General features: G+C 29.6%; 19 protein-coding genes. 7 read left to right on the forward strand and 12 right to left on the reverse strand.

Annotated elements, in window-relative coordinates; genetic code table 11:
- Position 1 precedes the first annotated feature (1 nt).
- The gene (topA, locus tag CEE44_01835; GenBank protein ID TKJ17253.1) at positions 2–2,233 is read right to left on the reverse strand and encodes a DNA topoisomerase I; all 2,232 of its coding nucleotides are present in this window, start codon (positions 2,231–2,233) and stop codon (positions 2–4) included.
- Positions 2,234–2,291: 58 nt separating this feature from the next.
- Here topA and CEE44_01840 point away from each other — a divergent pair, with 58 nt between their 5' ends.
- Entirely contained in the window at positions 2,292–2,888 is a 597-nt protein-coding gene (locus CEE44_01840; protein TKJ17254.1) for a hypothetical protein, read from the forward strand.
- On the opposite strand, the gene CEE44_01845 is transcribed toward CEE44_01840, so the two are convergent.
- Complete coding sequence (locus CEE44_01845) at positions 2,878–3,795, reverse strand: 4-demethylwyosine synthase TYW1 (GenBank protein TKJ17255.1); 918 nt, start codon at positions 3,793–3,795, stop codon at positions 2,878–2,880. The two genes, CEE44_01840 and CEE44_01845, sit on opposite strands and share 11 nt — an antisense overlap.
- 49 nt (positions 3,796–3,844) lie before the next feature.
- Between CEE44_01845 and CEE44_01850 the strand changes: the two genes are divergently transcribed.
- Positions 3,845–4,336: a hypothetical protein gene (locus CEE44_01850; GenBank protein TKJ17256.1), complete on the forward strand. Its 492-nt coding sequence runs from the start codon at positions 3,845–3,847 to the stop codon at positions 4,334–4,336.
- 273 nt (positions 4,337–4,609) lie between these two features.
- Positions 4,610–5,032, forward strand: a complete 423-nt coding sequence (locus tag CEE44_01855; protein ID TKJ17257.1) for a deoxyuridine 5'-triphosphate nucleotidohydrolase — start codon at positions 4,610–4,612, stop codon at positions 5,030–5,032.
- Here CEE44_01855 and CEE44_01860 read toward each other — a convergent pair.
- Entirely contained in the window at positions 5,024–5,698 is a 675-nt protein-coding gene (locus tag CEE44_01860; GenBank protein TKJ17258.1) for a thymidylate kinase, read from the reverse strand. The two genes, CEE44_01855 and CEE44_01860, sit on opposite strands and share 9 nt — an antisense overlap.
- A 118-nt stretch (positions 5,699–5,816) precedes the next feature.
- On the opposite strand from CEE44_01860, the gene CEE44_01865 reads away from it, so the two are divergent.
- Complete coding sequence (locus CEE44_01865) at positions 5,817–6,479, forward strand: transporter (protein ID TKJ17259.1); 663 nt, start codon at positions 5,817–5,819, stop codon at positions 6,477–6,479.
- Here the strand turns inward: CEE44_01865 and CEE44_01870 are convergent.
- The 7 genes from CEE44_01870 to CEE44_01900 all read right to left on the reverse strand — a co-directional run bounded on the left by CEE44_01870 (position 6,387) and on the right by CEE44_01900 (position 11,779).
- Positions 6,387–7,604 carry a bifunctional folylpolyglutamate synthase/dihydrofolate synthase gene (locus CEE44_01870; protein ID TKJ17260.1) on the reverse strand — a complete coding sequence of 406 codons (1,218 nt, stop codon included), beginning with the start codon at positions 7,602–7,604 and terminating at the stop codon, positions 6,387–6,389. The genes CEE44_01865 and CEE44_01870 overlap by 93 nt on opposite strands.
- Before the next feature lies 1 nt (position 7,605).
- The gene (locus tag CEE44_01875) at positions 7,606–8,907 is read right to left on the reverse strand and encodes a serine hydroxymethyltransferase (protein ID TKJ17261.1); all 1,302 of its coding nucleotides are present in this window, start codon (positions 8,905–8,907) and stop codon (positions 7,606–7,608) included.
- Position 8,908: 1 nt separating this feature from the next.
- Positions 8,909–9,424 (reverse strand): diacylglycerol kinase, encoded by a 516-nt coding sequence (locus tag CEE44_01880; GenBank protein ID TKJ17262.1) that lies wholly within the window; start codon positions 9,422–9,424, stop codon positions 8,909–8,911.
- Complete coding sequence (gene thyA / locus CEE44_01885) at positions 9,421–10,287, reverse strand: thymidylate synthase (protein ID TKJ17263.1); 867 nt, start codon at positions 10,285–10,287, stop codon at positions 9,421–9,423. The genes CEE44_01880 and thyA overlap by 4 nt, the downstream gene beginning before the upstream one ends.
- Before the next feature lie 255 nt (positions 10,288–10,542).
- Complete coding sequence (locus tag CEE44_01890) at positions 10,543–10,773, reverse strand: hypothetical protein (protein ID TKJ17264.1); 231 nt, start codon at positions 10,771–10,773, stop codon at positions 10,543–10,545.
- The gene (locus CEE44_01895; GenBank protein ID TKJ17265.1) at positions 10,773–11,093 is read right to left on the reverse strand and encodes a transcription factor S; all 321 of its coding nucleotides are present in this window, start codon (positions 11,091–11,093) and stop codon (positions 10,773–10,775) included. The genes CEE44_01890 and CEE44_01895 overlap by 1 nt, the downstream gene beginning before the upstream one ends.
- Complete coding sequence (locus CEE44_01900; protein ID TKJ17266.1) at positions 11,093–11,779, reverse strand: signal peptidase I; 687 nt, start codon at positions 11,777–11,779, stop codon at positions 11,093–11,095. Before CEE44_01900 ends, CEE44_01895 begins: the two co-directional genes overlap by 1 nt.
- A gap of 93 nt (positions 11,780–11,872) precedes the next feature.
- Between CEE44_01900 and CEE44_01905 the strand changes: the two genes are divergently transcribed.
- Positions 11,873–12,271, forward strand: a complete 399-nt coding sequence (locus CEE44_01905; protein ID TKJ17267.1) for a hypothetical protein — start codon at positions 11,873–11,875, stop codon at positions 12,269–12,271.
- A 21-nt stretch (positions 12,272–12,292) separates the two neighbouring features.
- Positions 12,293–12,601, forward strand: a complete 309-nt coding sequence (locus tag CEE44_01910) for a hypothetical protein (GenBank protein ID TKJ17268.1) — start codon at positions 12,293–12,295, stop codon at positions 12,599–12,601.
- Here the strand turns inward: CEE44_01910 and CEE44_01915 are convergent.
- Both CEE44_01915 and CEE44_01920 read right to left on the reverse strand, forming a co-directional pair.
- Positions 12,598–13,992 (reverse strand): cysteine--tRNA ligase, encoded by a 1,395-nt coding sequence (locus tag CEE44_01915; protein ID TKJ17269.1) that lies wholly within the window; start codon positions 13,990–13,992, stop codon positions 12,598–12,600. The two genes, CEE44_01910 and CEE44_01915, sit on opposite strands and share 4 nt — an antisense overlap.
- Before the next feature lie 64 nt (positions 13,993–14,056).
- Positions 14,057–15,313, reverse strand: coding sequence for a hypothetical protein (locus tag CEE44_01920; GenBank protein TKJ17270.1), 1,257 nt, complete (start codon positions 15,311–15,313; stop codon positions 14,057–14,059).
- Between the two features lie 543 nt (positions 15,314–15,856).
- Here CEE44_01920 and CEE44_01925 point away from each other — a divergent pair.
- Positions 15,857–16,561, forward strand: coding sequence for a serine/threonine protein kinase (locus CEE44_01925; GenBank protein ID TKJ17271.1), 705 nt, complete (start codon positions 15,857–15,859; stop codon positions 16,559–16,561).
- Positions 16,562–16,590 lie beyond the last annotated feature (29 nt).

The raw sequence follows: 16,590 nt of genomic DNA on the forward strand, positions 1-16,590 counted from the left end.
ATTATTCCTCTTTCTCAATTTTTTCAGTAAACCTGCACTTAGGGTATTTATTACAACCCAAGAACGCACCATAAATAGATTTTCTAACAACTAATTGCCCTTCTTTACATTTAGGACATGGTTTCTCAACGTTTCCATTTTCTATATCATCAATCTCTTTTAGTTGTTCTTTAGTATGATTTTCCATCTTTCCAGAACATTTTGAATTTATACATAATTCTTGCGGCCTTTTTCTTTTCTTAATAATCAAAACCTTTGGCAACCCGCAAGTTTCACAAATATTTTTAGTGGGTTTGATTAAAGCAGCAGGTAATGAAAATATTGTTTTGCAATCAGGATATTTATCACAAGCTATAAAATGGCCAAATTTTCCTCTTCTAATAGATAAACTACCTTCTTTACAATTTGGACAGTTCCCAATATGAGTCATAACATTTATCGTTTCCCTATTAGCTGCTAAAAGTTCTTCTCCAACCTCCTTCTCATCTTTCTTAAATTTCTTTATAATATCTGTAACAATCTTTTTTGCTTCTTCAATAACTTCTTCTTTTGTTTTCTTAGACTCTCTTATCAAACTCATTTCCTCTTCAAAATGTCTTGTTAATTTTTCATTAACTAAAGTTTCGCAATGTTTTGCTAATGTTTCAGAAGTTCTTATTCCTAACTCAGTTGCTTCTATTGCCTTGCCATCAATATACCCCCTCTGAAATAAAGTATCTATAATCTGTGCTCTTGTAGATTTGGTTCCTAAATTCCTTTTTTCTAATTCTTTGATAATTGAACTCTCAGTATATCTTTTAGGAGGCGTTGTTTCCTTGTCCCATTTTGTAATTTTGCTAATATCGATTTTATCTCCTTTCTTCATATCTGGAAGCTCTTCTTCCTTAAACATTGCATACTTTCCATATAAGATATGCCACCCTTGTTCAACTGTTGTTGTACCTTTTGTAATAAATATCTCTTCTTTAACATCAATTTTCGCCTTAATTGTCTGTCTAACTGCAGAATCTCCAAAAGTAGCTAAAAATCTTCTAACAATTAAATCATATAATTTTAATTTTTCTTCTTCAGCTTTAGGAATTATCCCAGTAGGATAAATAGCAGGATGTGCAGGATCTGTTTTCTTACCATTGTTTGGCTTTAATGTTTTTTTCTTTAGTAAAAAATCAACACTTTCTTTATAATTTTTTGATTTTAAAAGTCCATTAAGTATTTTTTTATACTCAATCGATTCTGGTAATTGTTGTGAAGATGTTCTTGGATAAGAAATATTACCTCCAGTGTATAATTCTTGTGCAATTTCTAATGTTTTTTTAGGTGAAATCTTCAAACATTTATGTGCTTCTATTTGTAAAGAAGTTAAATCAAATGGTGTAGGAGGTTCTTGATTAAATTTTTTTGTTTCTGTCTCTTTAATTTTAGCTTGTTTTTCGTCTTTAATTTTATTTAATATTTTTTCTGCGTCTTTTTTATCAAAAATTTTATCTTTTTCATGCCACGCTTCAATATTCTGCTGATTAACTTTTCCATTTAGAGATAACATCCAATATGGGTCTGGAATAAATGCTTTGATTTCTTTTTCTTTATCTACTATCATCTTTAAAGAAGGACCTTGAACACGACCAGTTGACATTAATTTAAAACCGCCAGTAGTGCTTATTGCTTTTGTTAAAGCTTTAGATACGTTTACACCATAAAACCAATCAAGAAAATGTCTTGTTACACCAGCATTTGCCTGGCCCCAATCTAAAGTTGATTGTGCATTTTCATAAGACTTAACTAATTCATCTTTAGTTAATGTAGAGAATTTCATTCTCTTTGCATCATTCTTTTTACAGATAAACTTAACAATATTTAATCCAATTACCTCTCCTTCAATATCATAATCAGTTGCAACAGTAAAAGTATCTGCTTTTTTTGCTAATCTTTTCAAAACAGTTGTATATTTTTTACTAAATGCGCTGCCTTTATTTATATCATAAGTAGGAACCCATTCAATATCAAAAATTGGTAATGGTGCTCTTTTTTCTTTTTGTTTTAATCCATATAAATGACCAACAGCACACCCAACAATAATATCTTTGTCTCCATGAGTGATTTCATAAGATACAACTTTATTTGTTGTGTTTTTTATTGGTTTGCCATCTGCTAAAGCTTCTGCTATTTTATTCGCTGCATTCGGCTTTTCACATATGATTAGTTCTACCATTTTCTGACATAGATTCAAAATCATTTAAAAAGGCTTTGATTTTGGTATATTTTATATATCTCTTATAATTTTTTCAACTAAAATGAGGATACTGACTTTTATTGATTCACACGGGAGTGTAACTGCTCTAAAAAAAATAAAACAAAAAGCAAAACACGCAGATATTATAGTTTGTGGAGGAGATTTCACTATATTTGAGCAGGATATAAAACACATTTTACTAGAATTTAACAAACTAAAAAAAGATTTCTTAATTATTCATGGAAATCATGAAAGTGAAAATATAGTAAGACATTTATGTAATATACATAAAAATTTATTCTACTTGCATAATAAACACTTTATCAAAGATGATGTTTTGTTTATAGGTTGGGGTGGTGGTGGATTTAGCTTTAAGGACAAAGAATTTGAAATAGAAAGTAAAAAATTCAAGAAATTGATCAAAAAACATAAAGATAAAGCTGTTGTTTTGGTTGTACACGCTCCACCTTATAAAACAAAACTTGATAGAATAGACCATGGTCACTATGGTAATAAATCTTTCAGAGATTTTATCAAAGAAAATAAAATTGATTTGGTTTTATGCGGTCATTTCCACGAAAACAACAATAAAAAAGATAAAATAAAGGTTTCAACTATTATTAATCCTGGCCCTTATGGAAGATTAATCAATCTTTAGAAAGCAAAACAACTCTTGATTCTTTTTTTTCATCAATAATTTTATAACCAGTTAATTTAGCTAATTTTTGTGCAAATTTCTTAACTTCATTATGATAAGGCATATTTTGAATTTCTAATCTTTCCCGACTATAACCCACCCACATATAAGATTTGCATTCAATTTTCTTTGGTTTATATTTCTTAATCAATAAAGCATATTCCTCAACCTTATCCATATTAATGTCTTTTGTTAATGTCAATCTAAATATGTTCCTCTTAAATTTGCTAACTAATTCTAAACTTTGAAGTATTTTTTTCCAACCATCCTTTATCAAAGGATTACAAACCCTAACATAAGTTTCTTCATCTGGTGCAGGCAAGGTAATATAAACTTGTGTTGGTTGTGCTTTTTTCTCTATTAATTTCTTTAACATACTAGGATTAGTACCGTTTGTAACTAAAAAAGAATTTATCTTTCTTTTTTTAAGCTCTAAAATAAGCTCAGGAAGTTTTGGGTACATTGTTGGTTCACCTGAAAGAGAAATAGCAAACTGTTGGGGTTTGTTGGTTTCTTTTAATTTCTTTTTATCTACTTTTTTATATCCGTGATAACCCTCTAAACTAGCAATAAATTCTTTAATACATCCATCTACTATAAATTTAGGATCGTCAACTTTCCCGCTCCATCTTGGGTTTGTAAAATCAATATCACGCCAGCACCAAACACACCTATGAGTGCATGTATTCAGAGCAGGCGTCATCTGTACACACAAATGGCATTTTGTATCATAAAATTTTTCTTTATAACAAACATCTTCTCCTCTTAATGATTTTCTAGTCCAACCACAAACTTTAACAGCAGAATGATTACCAACTAACCTATATCCTTGTTTTTTCAAATCCTTCTTCTTTATATCAGATGACATTTTAGGTAAAACACAAACTTATTAAACCTTAAATATCTTTTTATTATTTATGGAAGTGAAAGAAGTTATTAAAAAATTAGAAGAAAGTTCTAAGTTTAAAAAAGATAAAAAAAGTTATCTTGCTCATTTATTTAAAATGGTTGATGACTTAAACAAAGGTGATTGGCAGATTGGTTATTATAATGATGATAATACAATAACTACTTATGTTATTGAAGATGATAAAATCAATGTAATACCTTCACAAGAAGTTTTTCAAAAAACACAGAAGAAAGTAAAAAAACTGAATATGAACAAGGTTAAGATGGATATTGATAAAGCATTAGATATCTCTAAAGAATTTCAACAAAAGAAATTTTCTACAGATCCTCCATTAAAAATAATGGTGATATTACAAAATATAGCTAATAACACTATCTACAATGTGACCTATATAACAAGATCTTTTAAAACTCTTAACATAAAAATAGACGCTGTTAATGGCAAAATTATAAACCATGAACTAACAAACATGTTACAATTCCAGGGAAAAGCATCTTAGTTCTCATTTTGCCATTGCAACAAACATGGCTTATTCTAAATATATATCTTAAAGTTGTTTTTTGAAAACTATATTTTCCAGTTTAGTTTTATTTATATACTAGTTCTTTCTATATAAAATTGGGTTCTGGGAAAAGAGGTGAAGAGATTTGAAGAAAGATGACGTTAAACCAATCAGTTATAATACAATAAGAAAAAACAAGACACTTGGCTCTTTTTTTGGAACACATGAAGAAGACGAAGAAGAATCAAAACAATAAATTAGTTCTTTAAAATGGAAGTAAAAATTCAAAAAATAGAAGATGTAAATTTACCCCATTATGCTAATGAACATGATGCTGGATTAGATATCTATTCTGCTGAAGATTTAATACTAAAAAAAGGCGAAAAAAGGGTTGTTAAAAGTGGTGTTAAAATGGCCATTCCAGAAGGTTTTGTTGGATTGATATGGGATAAAAGCGGATTAGCAGCCAAAAAAGGTATTCATGTTATGGCGGGTGTAATCGATTCAGGATATAGAGGAGAAATAGGTGTTGTATTAAAAAATTTAGGGGAAGAAGATTTCCATGTTGAAAAAAATATGAAGATTGCCCAAATGCTTATACAACCGATTATAACTGCTAAGATTATTGAATCCGATTCCTTGGAAGATTCTGAGCGAGGAGAAGGTGGATTTGGTAGTTCTGGTTTAAAGTAAATCTTTTGCTTTATCCCAAAGAAGTTTTTGAATTTCTTCAATTGTTTTTAATTTATTATCTGGAGCACATTCTATAACTATCCAATTATATTTTTCTATTAAAGTTCTATATGTTTTTGTTGCATCTTTTAGATGTTCTAGATCTTCTTCATGCAAATCTCTTTTACTGCCATTAACATAATCTCTATGGCCTTTTTTATCTACTAATTTTTGACCTATTTCAGGAGGCACATATAAAATAATATTTGCTGTTGGTTTTGGAATTTTAAAAATATTAAACTCTAAATCTTCAAGCCATTCTAAAAATGTATCTCTTTCTTCTTTATCTTCTATTTTTCCTCCTTGGTGAGCCATACTTGATGCAACATATCTATTTGCAATTACTATCTTGCCTTGTTTAAGCCATTCCTTTATTTTCATAGAAGCAACATACCTATCACATGCATAAAAAATAGAAGGCACATAAGGTCCTGTCTCTTTTGCTGAACCAAACTTACCATTTAAATATTCTTCAATTAAAAAAGCACTTTTTTCTCCGTATCTTGGGAAGTCAATGATCTCTACATCATAATTTTCTTTTTTAAGTTTTTCAACAAGAAGTTTTGTCTGAGTGGCTTTGCCACTTCCATCTGTTCCATCAACAACAATTAGCTTGCCTGAACTCATTTTATAATATCTTAAGAAAATCAATAGTTTATATACCTTTTGATATGATAAAATTATTTAAGGTTTACTAAAAAATGATTACAATAACTTTTTATATAAGTTAATATTTTATTAAAAAATGGATAAAGAGTTACTTGAAAAAAAGACAAACTTGCTTCTTGGAATTTTTATAGCAGCACTAATAGCAGCAAATCTTTTAGGAAGCAAAGTTACAACAATTTTTGGTATTGTAACTTCTGTTGGAATTTTTGCCTATCCAATTACATTCTTAATAACTGATATTATCGAAGAGGTGAGAGGTAAAAAAGTTACTAAATCGTTTATCCATGCAGGATTATTTGCATTAATTTTAACATTAATACTTGTAGCAATTGGTATTGTTATGCCTCCTGCTTCATTTTATCAAAGTAATGAAGCTTATAAAACTATATTCCAAAATTCAATGAGAGTTATAATAGCAAGCATAACTGCCTTCCTAATCAGCCAATATCATGATATATGGGCCTTTAATTTTTTGAAAAAGAAGACAAAAAAGAAACACTTATGGTTAAGAAATAATTTATCTACAAGTGTATCTCAGTTAATAGACACAACAATTTTTATCTTTATAGCGTTCTATGCTACAACACCACAATACACAGTAATAAGGATGATTCAAATGATAATTCCTTATTGGACACTAAAGGTCTTATTTGCTGTTGTTGATACTCCTCTTGTTTACCTTGGAGTTAAATGGATCAGGTCTGATAAAAGAAAAAGCCTCACCAACAGTAAAAATTGATCCAGTCAAAACAATAAGATCTTCTTTACTTGCTTTTATTTTGGCATATTCTAAAGCATCTCTAATATCATCAATTATGTCTACCTCTTTTCCTATAAAATCAGCAATTTCTCCAGGATCAGCAGCTCTTGTTACATGTGGTTTTGTTATTATTATTTCTTTTGCAATAGGTTCTAAATTTTTACAAATACCTTTAATATCTTTATCTTTCATTATTCCTACAATAAAATAAATATTTTTGTAATTTAATTTCTTTATCTCTCTAGCAAGAGTTTTTGCCCCACAAGGATTATGTGCACAATCAAAAAGAATATTTCCATTTACAAATTCAAATCTCCCTGGCCATTTAGCATTCATCAACCCATCAACAACAGATTTGTTACTTATTTTATATCCTTTCTCTCTCAAAACATCAACAACACCTAATGCAAGTGAAGCATTTTGATGCTGAAAATTTCCTTTAAGTGAAATTTTAAGTTTTTTGGGTTTTACAAGATGAAGTTTACACTTTTCTAATTTGCACGTTTTTTTTAATACATTTAACCCTTTACAATCGCTCAAAGTAACTAAAGGAATGTTTTGTTTTACTATGCCTGATTTCTCAAATGCGATCTTTTCTAATGTATCTCCCAAATGTTCTGTGTGTTCTAGTCCTATATTTGTTATAACGGAAACTTCAGGAGTTATAACATTTGTTGCATCAAGACGCCCCCCTAAACCAACCTCTACAAGAACAATATCGACCTTTTTCTTTTTAAAATAAAGAAAAGCCAAAGCAGTAACAACTTCAAAAAAAGTGTGATCTTTAACAAAGGGTTTTATTTTTGACAATAAAGATGATATCTCTTTTCTCTCTATTTTTTTCCCATTTATTTTTATTCTCTCTCTAAAACTAACAAGATGGGGGCTTGTGTAAACACCAACTTTATATCCTTCTTTTTCAAGAATTGATGAAAGAAAAGAACAAACAGAGCCTTTCCCATTTGTTCCTGCTACATGTATTGACTTAAAATCATTTTGAGGGTTTCCAAGATGGTCCATTAGATCTCTTATATTTTTTAAACCCAACTTCATACCAAAAAACTTTCTATTAAAAAGATATTTTAAGGATTTTTCATAATTCATATTAATAGAACTTGAAATTATTACAAAGTTCAAGAACTTTCTGTTTTGTTCTAACTCTTAATTCACTATCTGAAAGATTATTGATAATATCTGCCATATATTTACCAACTTCTTCCATCTCTCCTTCTTTCATCCCCCTTGTAGTCAAGATAGGAGTTCCAAGTCTAATTCCAGATGGTTTAAAAGGAGTAGAAGGATCAAAAGGAATTGTATTTGCATTTGTTATAATTCCTGCTTCTTCCAAAGCAATTGCTGCTTCTTTTCCCAAACCAGGTTTGCCAACAGATTTTGTTTTAATTAAATCTATTAAAATTAAATGATTATCTGTTCCGTTTGAAACAATCTTAATTCCTTCTGACATCAATTTTTCAGCCAAAGCCTTAGCATTTTTTACAATTTGTTTAGAATACTCTTTAAATTCTGGTTTCATTGCCTCTCCAAAAGCAACAGCCTTTGCTGCAATAGTATGTTCATGAGGTCCTCCTTGTAATCCTGGAAATACTGCTTTATCTATTTTCAAAGCCATATTTTTTGCCCTTATAGCTTCTTTTTCATCCATTCCTTCTGTATTTACTAACTCATCTTCTTTTTTACATAAGATTAAAGCGCTTCTTGGACCTCTCAGAGTTTTATGTGTTGTTGTTGTAATAATATCTGTAAAAGGTAAGGGAGAAGGGTGTACTCCACCAGCAATCAATCCAGCAATATGAGCTATATCAGCCATACTATAAGCATTAATAGATCTTGCTATATCATGAAATTCCTTAAAATCAATTATTCTTGGATAGGCAGTATACCCACTTATTATTAATTTCGGTTTTTCTGCTTCTGCTATTTTCCTAATTTTATCCATATCAAGCATTTCTGTCTCTTTATCAACACCATATTCTACAAAATTGTAATATTTCCCAGAAAAATTTACTTTAGAGCCATGAGTTAGATGGCCACCATGACTTAAATTCATTCCAAGGATCTTATCGTTTAATTGTAATAAAGCAAAGTAAACAGCCATATTTGCAGGGCTTCCTGAATTTGGCTGAACATTTGCATGTTCTGCATTAAATAATTTTTTTGCTCTTTCGATTGCTAAAGTTTCATTATCGTCTATAAATCTATTGCCTTGATAATATCTTTTTTTAGGATATCCTTCTGCATACTTATTCATCATAATAGAACCAGATGCTTCTAATACTGCCTTACTACAATAATTTTCAGAAGGAATCATATTTAACTCATTTTTCTGTCTCTCAAGTTCGTTTTGAATTATTTGGTATACTTCATTATCTTCTTTTTCTAATTCCATTTTATTTTTTCCTCTTATATGTTAAAAAAGAAAATCTTACTTCTTCATTATTGTTGGTATCTTTTCCCTCGTGATTTTCTTTTTTTACCAATTTCCATTCATCAAAATTTACTTCTGGGAAAAAAACATCTCCATCATAATCTTTATGAACTCTTGTTAGCTCAAATGTATCAGCTATTTCTAAACCAAGTCTATAAATTGTAGCTCCTCCTGTTATGAATGCTTTTTCATAACCTTTTTTCTTGCAGTATTCTATTGCTTCATTAAAATCATGCATTACTGTAACTCCTTCTGGTTTGTATTCTTTATCAAAAGTTAAAACAATATTTTCTCGACCAGGCAATGGCTTTGCATTATCTGGTAAAGATTCATAAGTTTTATCTCCCATTATACAGGGAAATCCCATTGTCAAATCCTTAAAATGTTGAAAATCTTCTTTAATACGCCAAGGAATATCATTATTTTTTCCAATTGTATTATTTTGCGCTACAGCCACGATTATAATAATTTCAGTCATACAGCAACCTCAAATTGTATTTTTGGATGATGTTCATAGTTCTCAACTTTAGAATCTTCATACTTCCAATCAAAAATTGTTTTAAAAGGTTCTGTTTTCAATGTCGGAAGTTTAAATGGTTCTCTTTGCAATTGTTCTTTTAACCCATCCACATGATTAACAAAAAGATGGACATCAGATAAAAAACCAACTAATTTTCCTTCTTTTAAACCAACTTCTTTTGCAAGTAGATGCAACAATAATGCATAACTAGCAATATTAAAAGGTAATCCTAAAGCAACATCAATTGAGCGTTGATTCCATAATAAATTTAATTTACCGTCAATAACAGTAATTTGAAAACAATAGTGGCAAGGTGGCAAAGCCATTCTATGTAAATCTGTTGGATTCCATGCCATCACAATCATTCTTCTATCATGAGGATTAGTTTTAAGGGTTTCAACTACATTCTTTAATTGGTCAATCCCCTTTCCTATTAGTTTTTTATCATAAGAATCATAATTTGCTCCAAAATTTCTCCATTGCCATCCATAAATTGGCCCTAATTCACGTTCTTCCATCATCTTCTTTTTAGTTTCTTCATCATGAGCATAAGGCACTTTATCAGGACTGCACCATTCATCCCAGATGTGATTATTTATATCTCTTAACCAGTTTTTATCAGTTATACCTTTAATAAAAAACTCTAATTCAGAAGCAACTAATCTTAAAGGAACGCTTTTAGTCGTAACAAGAGGAAATCCTTCAGACATATCATGTTCAAACATAGCACCAGCAATTGTATATGCATCAGGTCCTTGTCTTGTTTTTTTAATTATGCCTTGTTCTAAGATTTTTTTAACAACATCGAGATAAGCTTTCATAAGGTTCCCCCAAATTAAAGTATAAATTTTCTGTTTAAAAAGATTATTATACTACAGACACCAATAAGTTTAAATAATTCTTTTAATACATATTATATATGTTAATATGGGAAATTATTGGATTTGCATTGGTCGTAGGTATAATCATGTGGTATTGGCACACCCCAAAATCATTTAAGGTTCATCCAGAAAAGAAATATCCAGATAATTACAGTAAACACCAAGATCCACCAATATACAAGAAATATAGATAAATCAGATAATTTCTATTGTTTTGTCTTTGCTTTTTAATCCTCTAACAATTCTTACTTGTTTCTTTAACAGTTTAGACAAAAATTTAATTATTTCTTTATTAGCTTGCCCTTTTTCAGGTACTGATTTTATATTCAACAAATAAGCTTGTTTTTCTTTATCAAACCCAATTAGCTTATTAGAATTTGATTTTGTTTTGACAATAACTCTAAATTTAGATTCTTTTATTTGCATTAGTTATAATCTCTCCAGATGTGTTTACACTCTTCACATTTTAAGAATTTAGTAGGAGCTTCATCAGCAGCTCTTGTTTGTACTTCCCAGAAATAAGCTTTTTTATGTGCACATTTAGGACATTCTGCATCTGTTAAAGGTAAAGTCTCAAAATCTTCATCAACTGCTCCTTTTTTTACATCATCATCCTTTTTCACTTCTTCTTTGATTGTTGTACTAATCTTATCATCTGATTTATATCCACAATTACATTTAATTACTACCTTAGAACCATTTTTTTTAGGAATTAATATTGAACCACATTTAGGACAAAACATAATTAAACACCTATAAAAATATTTATTAGATTTACAAAACCAATTTTTATCCAGCCTACAAAAGGAACCCTTAATACTGCATTACCTATTAGTTGTTCTTCATCAACAGGTACATCCTCTCTAACATTATGATCTCCCTTTGTTATAAATGTATATTCTTCTTCTGAATTTTCTATTCTAATTACTCTATGAATTATAGGGTATGGTGCTGTTTTTGACATATAAACTATAGTGTTTCCTACTTCTATTTTTTCTGGTTTTTTACCTCTCAAAACCATTATATCTCCTTTATTAAAACCGTTTTTGAACTTAAAATCATCAAAAGATTCTTTTGTTATCTCAGTATTTTCTATATACCACTCTCCACAAGACTCCCAGAAAAAATCTAGGTTTGATTTTTGTCTTGTTTCAAAATTTTTTCCACATATTGTATAAGTTTTTTTATTAAATTTTTCACAATCATTAATTCTGCTATTAAAATCTACACAAGGATGGGTAGCTTTATGTTCCATTGAACCAGAAACAACAGCCACTATTGGGTAAGAGGTCTGCATAGCAAATCCCATTCCAGGATAAATTACAAATTTTATTAATACAAATGCAAGAATAATATTTACAATCCAACTAGCAACACTATCACTCTCCCATATAAAATACCATGTCTTTTTCCAAACCTTCTTCCAATTCATTTGTAAGATGATATTTTTGTTTGCTTAAAAAGCTTTTGATTTGTTTATTAAATCTCCACTAAATTTATAAATAGAGGAATGTTTTAATCACAAATGGATTGGCAAGCCTTTCATCAAGAAATTAAAGAACTCTCGGATAGAATAGATTATCATCCGGACACAATTATTGGGATTACTAGAGGAGGAATTGTTCCAGCAAGAATTCTTTCATCATCTTTAGAAATTAAGAGTATGTATTGTTTAACGGTTCGTAAAGAAAGGGGAGAAAGAAGAGTAGTTACAGAAGTCTTAGACAACTTAGTTGGTAAAAATATTTTACTTGTAGAAGATATGTTGGAGACTGGAAGAAGTCTAATAATTGCAAAAGAATATTTAGAATCTAAAGGAGCAATAGTTAAAACTGCGTGTTTGTATGTTATGTCTTGCTCTGAAATAGAGCCGAATTATTATCTTAGACAAGTTCAAAATACTAAAAAATTTCCATGGGAATAAAATTTTAATATATTTATTAACATGAAACAAGAAAAACCAGATCAATATTATGAAGCTGTCCTACAATTAAGAAATAACCCCCCTGAAGAGTCTGTAAGTTGTGTAGTAAATGCTATTAAAAAAAGAAAAGGTGTTTCTATTGCAAAATTATCTAAAGTTAAAGGAGGTATTGATATTTATATTTCTTCACAAAGATTCACAAGAACATTAGGTAAACTTCTAAAAAAATCATTTAAAGGAGAATTAATAGAATCAAGAAAACTTTATGGAATGGATAGACAAAAGAGCAAAAAGATTTACAGAGGAACTGTCTTATTCAGATTTGACTAAACCTTTTTCCATCTAACTCCCTCTGAAGTGTCTTCAAGAACTATTCCTTTTTTCTTTAAATCATCTCTAATCTTATCAGCTTTAGAATAATCTTTATTTTTCCTTGCTTTCTCTCTTTGTTCAATTAATTCTTTGATTTCTTTGTCGAGCTTTTGTTTTTCCTCTTCAATATCTTTAATATCTAAACCAAAGACTTTGTCAAAATCATAAGCTAACTCAAGTTTTTCTTTACTTCCTAGTTTTTCGTCTCTTAAAACATCCCATAAAACTGATAATGCTTTAGGCATATTAAGATCATCGTCAATATATTCTTTGAATTGTTTTCTATATTTTTCAAATTCTTTAGTTTTATTCGAGTCTTTTTTTGATTTTAAGTCAATAATAATATTTTTTAATCTTTCATATGAGTTTTTAGCACCTTCTAAAATTTCTAATGAGAAATTAAGCTGTTTTCTATATGATGTGTTTAAACAAAAATATCTATAAGCTAAGGCCGTAAATCCATTTTTTTCTAAATCTGAGATTGTGTATAATCCTCCTGTGCTTTTGCTTATTTTTTCACTTTTATGGGTTAAAAAAGCACCATGAAGCCAGTATTTTACCCATGGTTTAACATTAAAAGCTGCTTCGCTTTGCGCAATCTCATTTGTATGATGTACTTGAATATGATCCTCTCCACCTGTATGGATGTCAAATTGTTTTCCTAAGTATTTAGAAGACATTGCAGAACATTCCAAATGCCATCCTGGAAATCCAATGCCCCATTTTGTTTTCCATTCTTGTTGACGTTTTTTTAAAGTATCTGAGAATTTCCATAATGCAAAATCTGTTTTATTGCGTTTTTCACCTAAAGAAACTCTTTTTCCAGCTTCTAAACCTTCTAAATCAATTAATCCAAGTTTTCCATAGTCTTTAAGTTTAGATGTATTAAAATAAACTCCATCTGAAGTTTGATATGTAAAACCTTTTTTTTCCAATAATTTCACCAATGCAATTTGTTCTTTAATATGATCTGTTGCTTTACAAATTATATTTGGTGGAATGATATTTAATTTTTTACAATCCTTTTCAAAAACAGATGCATAGTATTCAGATATTTGTTTAGCTGTTTTGCCTTCTTTTTTAGCAGCCTTTTCAATCTTATCTTCACCTGTATCAGCATCTGATGTTAAATGACCTACATCTGTGTAATTCATGACATGCTTTGTTTTAAAGTTATTATAATTTAAAACCCTTTTTAGAATGTCATTAAATATATAGGTTCTTAGATTTCCAATATGTTGGTACCAATAAACAGTAGGACCGCAACTATACATACCAACATGACCTTTTTTAATTGGCTTAAATAATTCTTTCTTTCTTGTCAAAGTGTTATATAACTTGAGAGCCATATTTACTATCAGAAATTCTATACTTAAATACTTTTCTTATAATTTAAAAAAATAAAAAAAAGAATTATAAATCCTTAATTATTAAAACAGCGATGTTTGTTTCTTCTGGTTTTACTTTAGAGTCCATTGCAACAACAAATTTAACTCCTGCTGTCTCTGCAGTGGTTGCAAGATTTTTATCAACAACACCATCAAACAAAATTGCATAAATGCCGGAACTTAAACTTTTAACAGTTGATCCAAGCTCCATTATAGGTACTTTGCCTAAAATCTCTAGTTTCTGATCTAAAATATAAGCTCCTCTTGTTCCAATTAAATCCTCAAGCATCTTTGAAAATGTTTTTTTCTCAGAATCTGTTGGAACTGCTTTTTTAACACCAAAGTTTCTTTGTGCAGGTCTTTGTTGATATGTTCTCTGTGGTGGTCTTTGAGCTTGTCTATTAAAGAAAGATCTTTTCTCAGGAGCTGCTCCTCCGTTTGCAGATTCTCTTTTTAACTCCATACTCACCTGTTCTGCTGTCATTTTTGATCTTAAAGCCTTATGGATTTCTTTTTGTGTTAATTCTTCAAGTTCTTTTCCAGCAGGAGCCCTAGTTGCAAAATCAATTTCTGCACAACCAAATAAACTTTGGAGTATAAGGTTTCCTCCTCTGTCTCCATCAACAAAAGCGGTAACTGTCTTTTTCTTAGATAACTCAATTATTGTTTCTGGTACTGAGGTTCCATTTGTTGCTATTGCATTCTTAAAACCATATTTAAGTAAATTAACAACATCTGCACGTCCCTCTACAATAATTATCTCATCTGACTCTTCTACCGCAGGTCCAGCAGATAATCTATCCTTTCCATATTCTACTATTTCCATTACTCGAACAGAAGATATTACTTCATTTGCAATTTCCTGAGAATCAGGTAATACGTTGTCCTTAAGCTCTTTTAGTAATTCTTTAGCTCTCTCAATTACAAAAGTTCTTTTACTCACTCTGACATCTTCTATATTCTCGATTTTGATAACAGAATCACATGGACCTATTCTTTTTATGATCTCTAATGCTGCTCCTATAATACTTGTCTCTGCTTTGTCTAAACTTGATGGAATCACTATCTTTCCATTTGATTTTCCGTTTCTTGTTTCTATGTTTACTTCTATTCTTCCTATTCTACCTGATCTTTGTAGTTCTCTTAGTTCTAGGTCAGATCCTAATAAACCTTCTGTTTGGCCAAAAATTGCTCCAATTACATCTGGTTTATCAACAACTCCTTCTGCATTAATATTTGCATGAACTATGTATTTTGAACTTGTTTGTGCTATTTTTCCCATTTTCTTTGAACCTCCAATGAAAAGATTTGAAAATTTCTACGAAATTTTCATTTTTCCTCCATACAAAACAAGCAGAATAAGTACTAAAAATTACTAACATAACCCTTTTACAATGTAAAATGATGTTGTGATGTCAGTGATTTTAATACCCCCTATAGAACAAATAAATGTGCAAATAAAGCTTATTTTAAGCTCTTTAGGCATAATTCGCCTTTTTTTAAGTCAAATACGTGATTTAAATGATAAATGACATTTATTTACTCTATTTCTGCTTCTTTTCTTATTTTTAATGTAAATATGAATTTGTTGCCCGTAACACTAACTCCCAAGCTCATTGCTTGCGTTTAGCGACAGCTCCATTGAGTACTCTCGTGACGGGCTGTTATACACAAGAGTGTCTTTAATTCACCGCCAAAACACGTGTTTCAGCTCATTAAAGGACCGATTTGTGTAAAGAAATCATAATGCTTTGCGCTATTTAAAGCTTGTGATTTGAAATTAGAATAACCAAGATTTAAAAACCCAATAGTGTTTCATATCTATATGTCAAAAATAACTAAGGAAAAATTTAAGACAAAACATAATGTATTTGATGATTTTACTAATAGAACCATCTTCAAATTAATAAGTGAAGGTCATTTTGATGGTTTAGAAGGCCCCATTAGCATAGGCAAAGAATCTAATGTGTTTTTAGCTAAAAAGAGGAACAAAAATATAGTTGTTAAGGTATATAGGGTTAATTCTTGCGATTTCAATAAGATGTTTGATTATATCAAATCAGATCCAAGATACCTTGATCTAAAAGGCAGAAAAAGAAATATCATATTTCATTGGGTTCAAAGAGAATATAGGAACTTGTTAAAAGCAAGAAAAGCTAATATAAGAGTTCCAACACCCATTGTATTCAAAAATCATATTCTTGTTATGGAATTTATTGGACAAAACAACAAAATAGCACCAATGCTAAAAGATAAAACACCAGAAAATCCTAAAAATTTTTTTAATGAAATCATAAAAAACATAAGAAAATTATACAAAGCAGGATTAGTTCATGCTGATTTATCTAGTTTTAATATCTTAAATTTAAATGATAAACCTGTTTTTATTGACTTTTCACAATGCACATCATTACAAGACCAAAGAGCAGAAGAGTATATTATCAGAGACATAAAAAATCTTTGTAATTTTTTTAGAAAACAAGGTTTAAAATTAGATGAAAAAAAGATCCTTCAAAAAATAAAAGCATAATTTTTTAAATCGATGATATTTTTAATAAT

The sequence above is a fragment of the Candidatus Woesearchaeota archaeon B3_Woes genome, from assembly GCA_005222965.1.
Taxonomy (GTDB): domain Archaea; phylum Nanobdellota; class Nanobdellia; order Woesearchaeales; family B3-WOES; genus B3-WOES.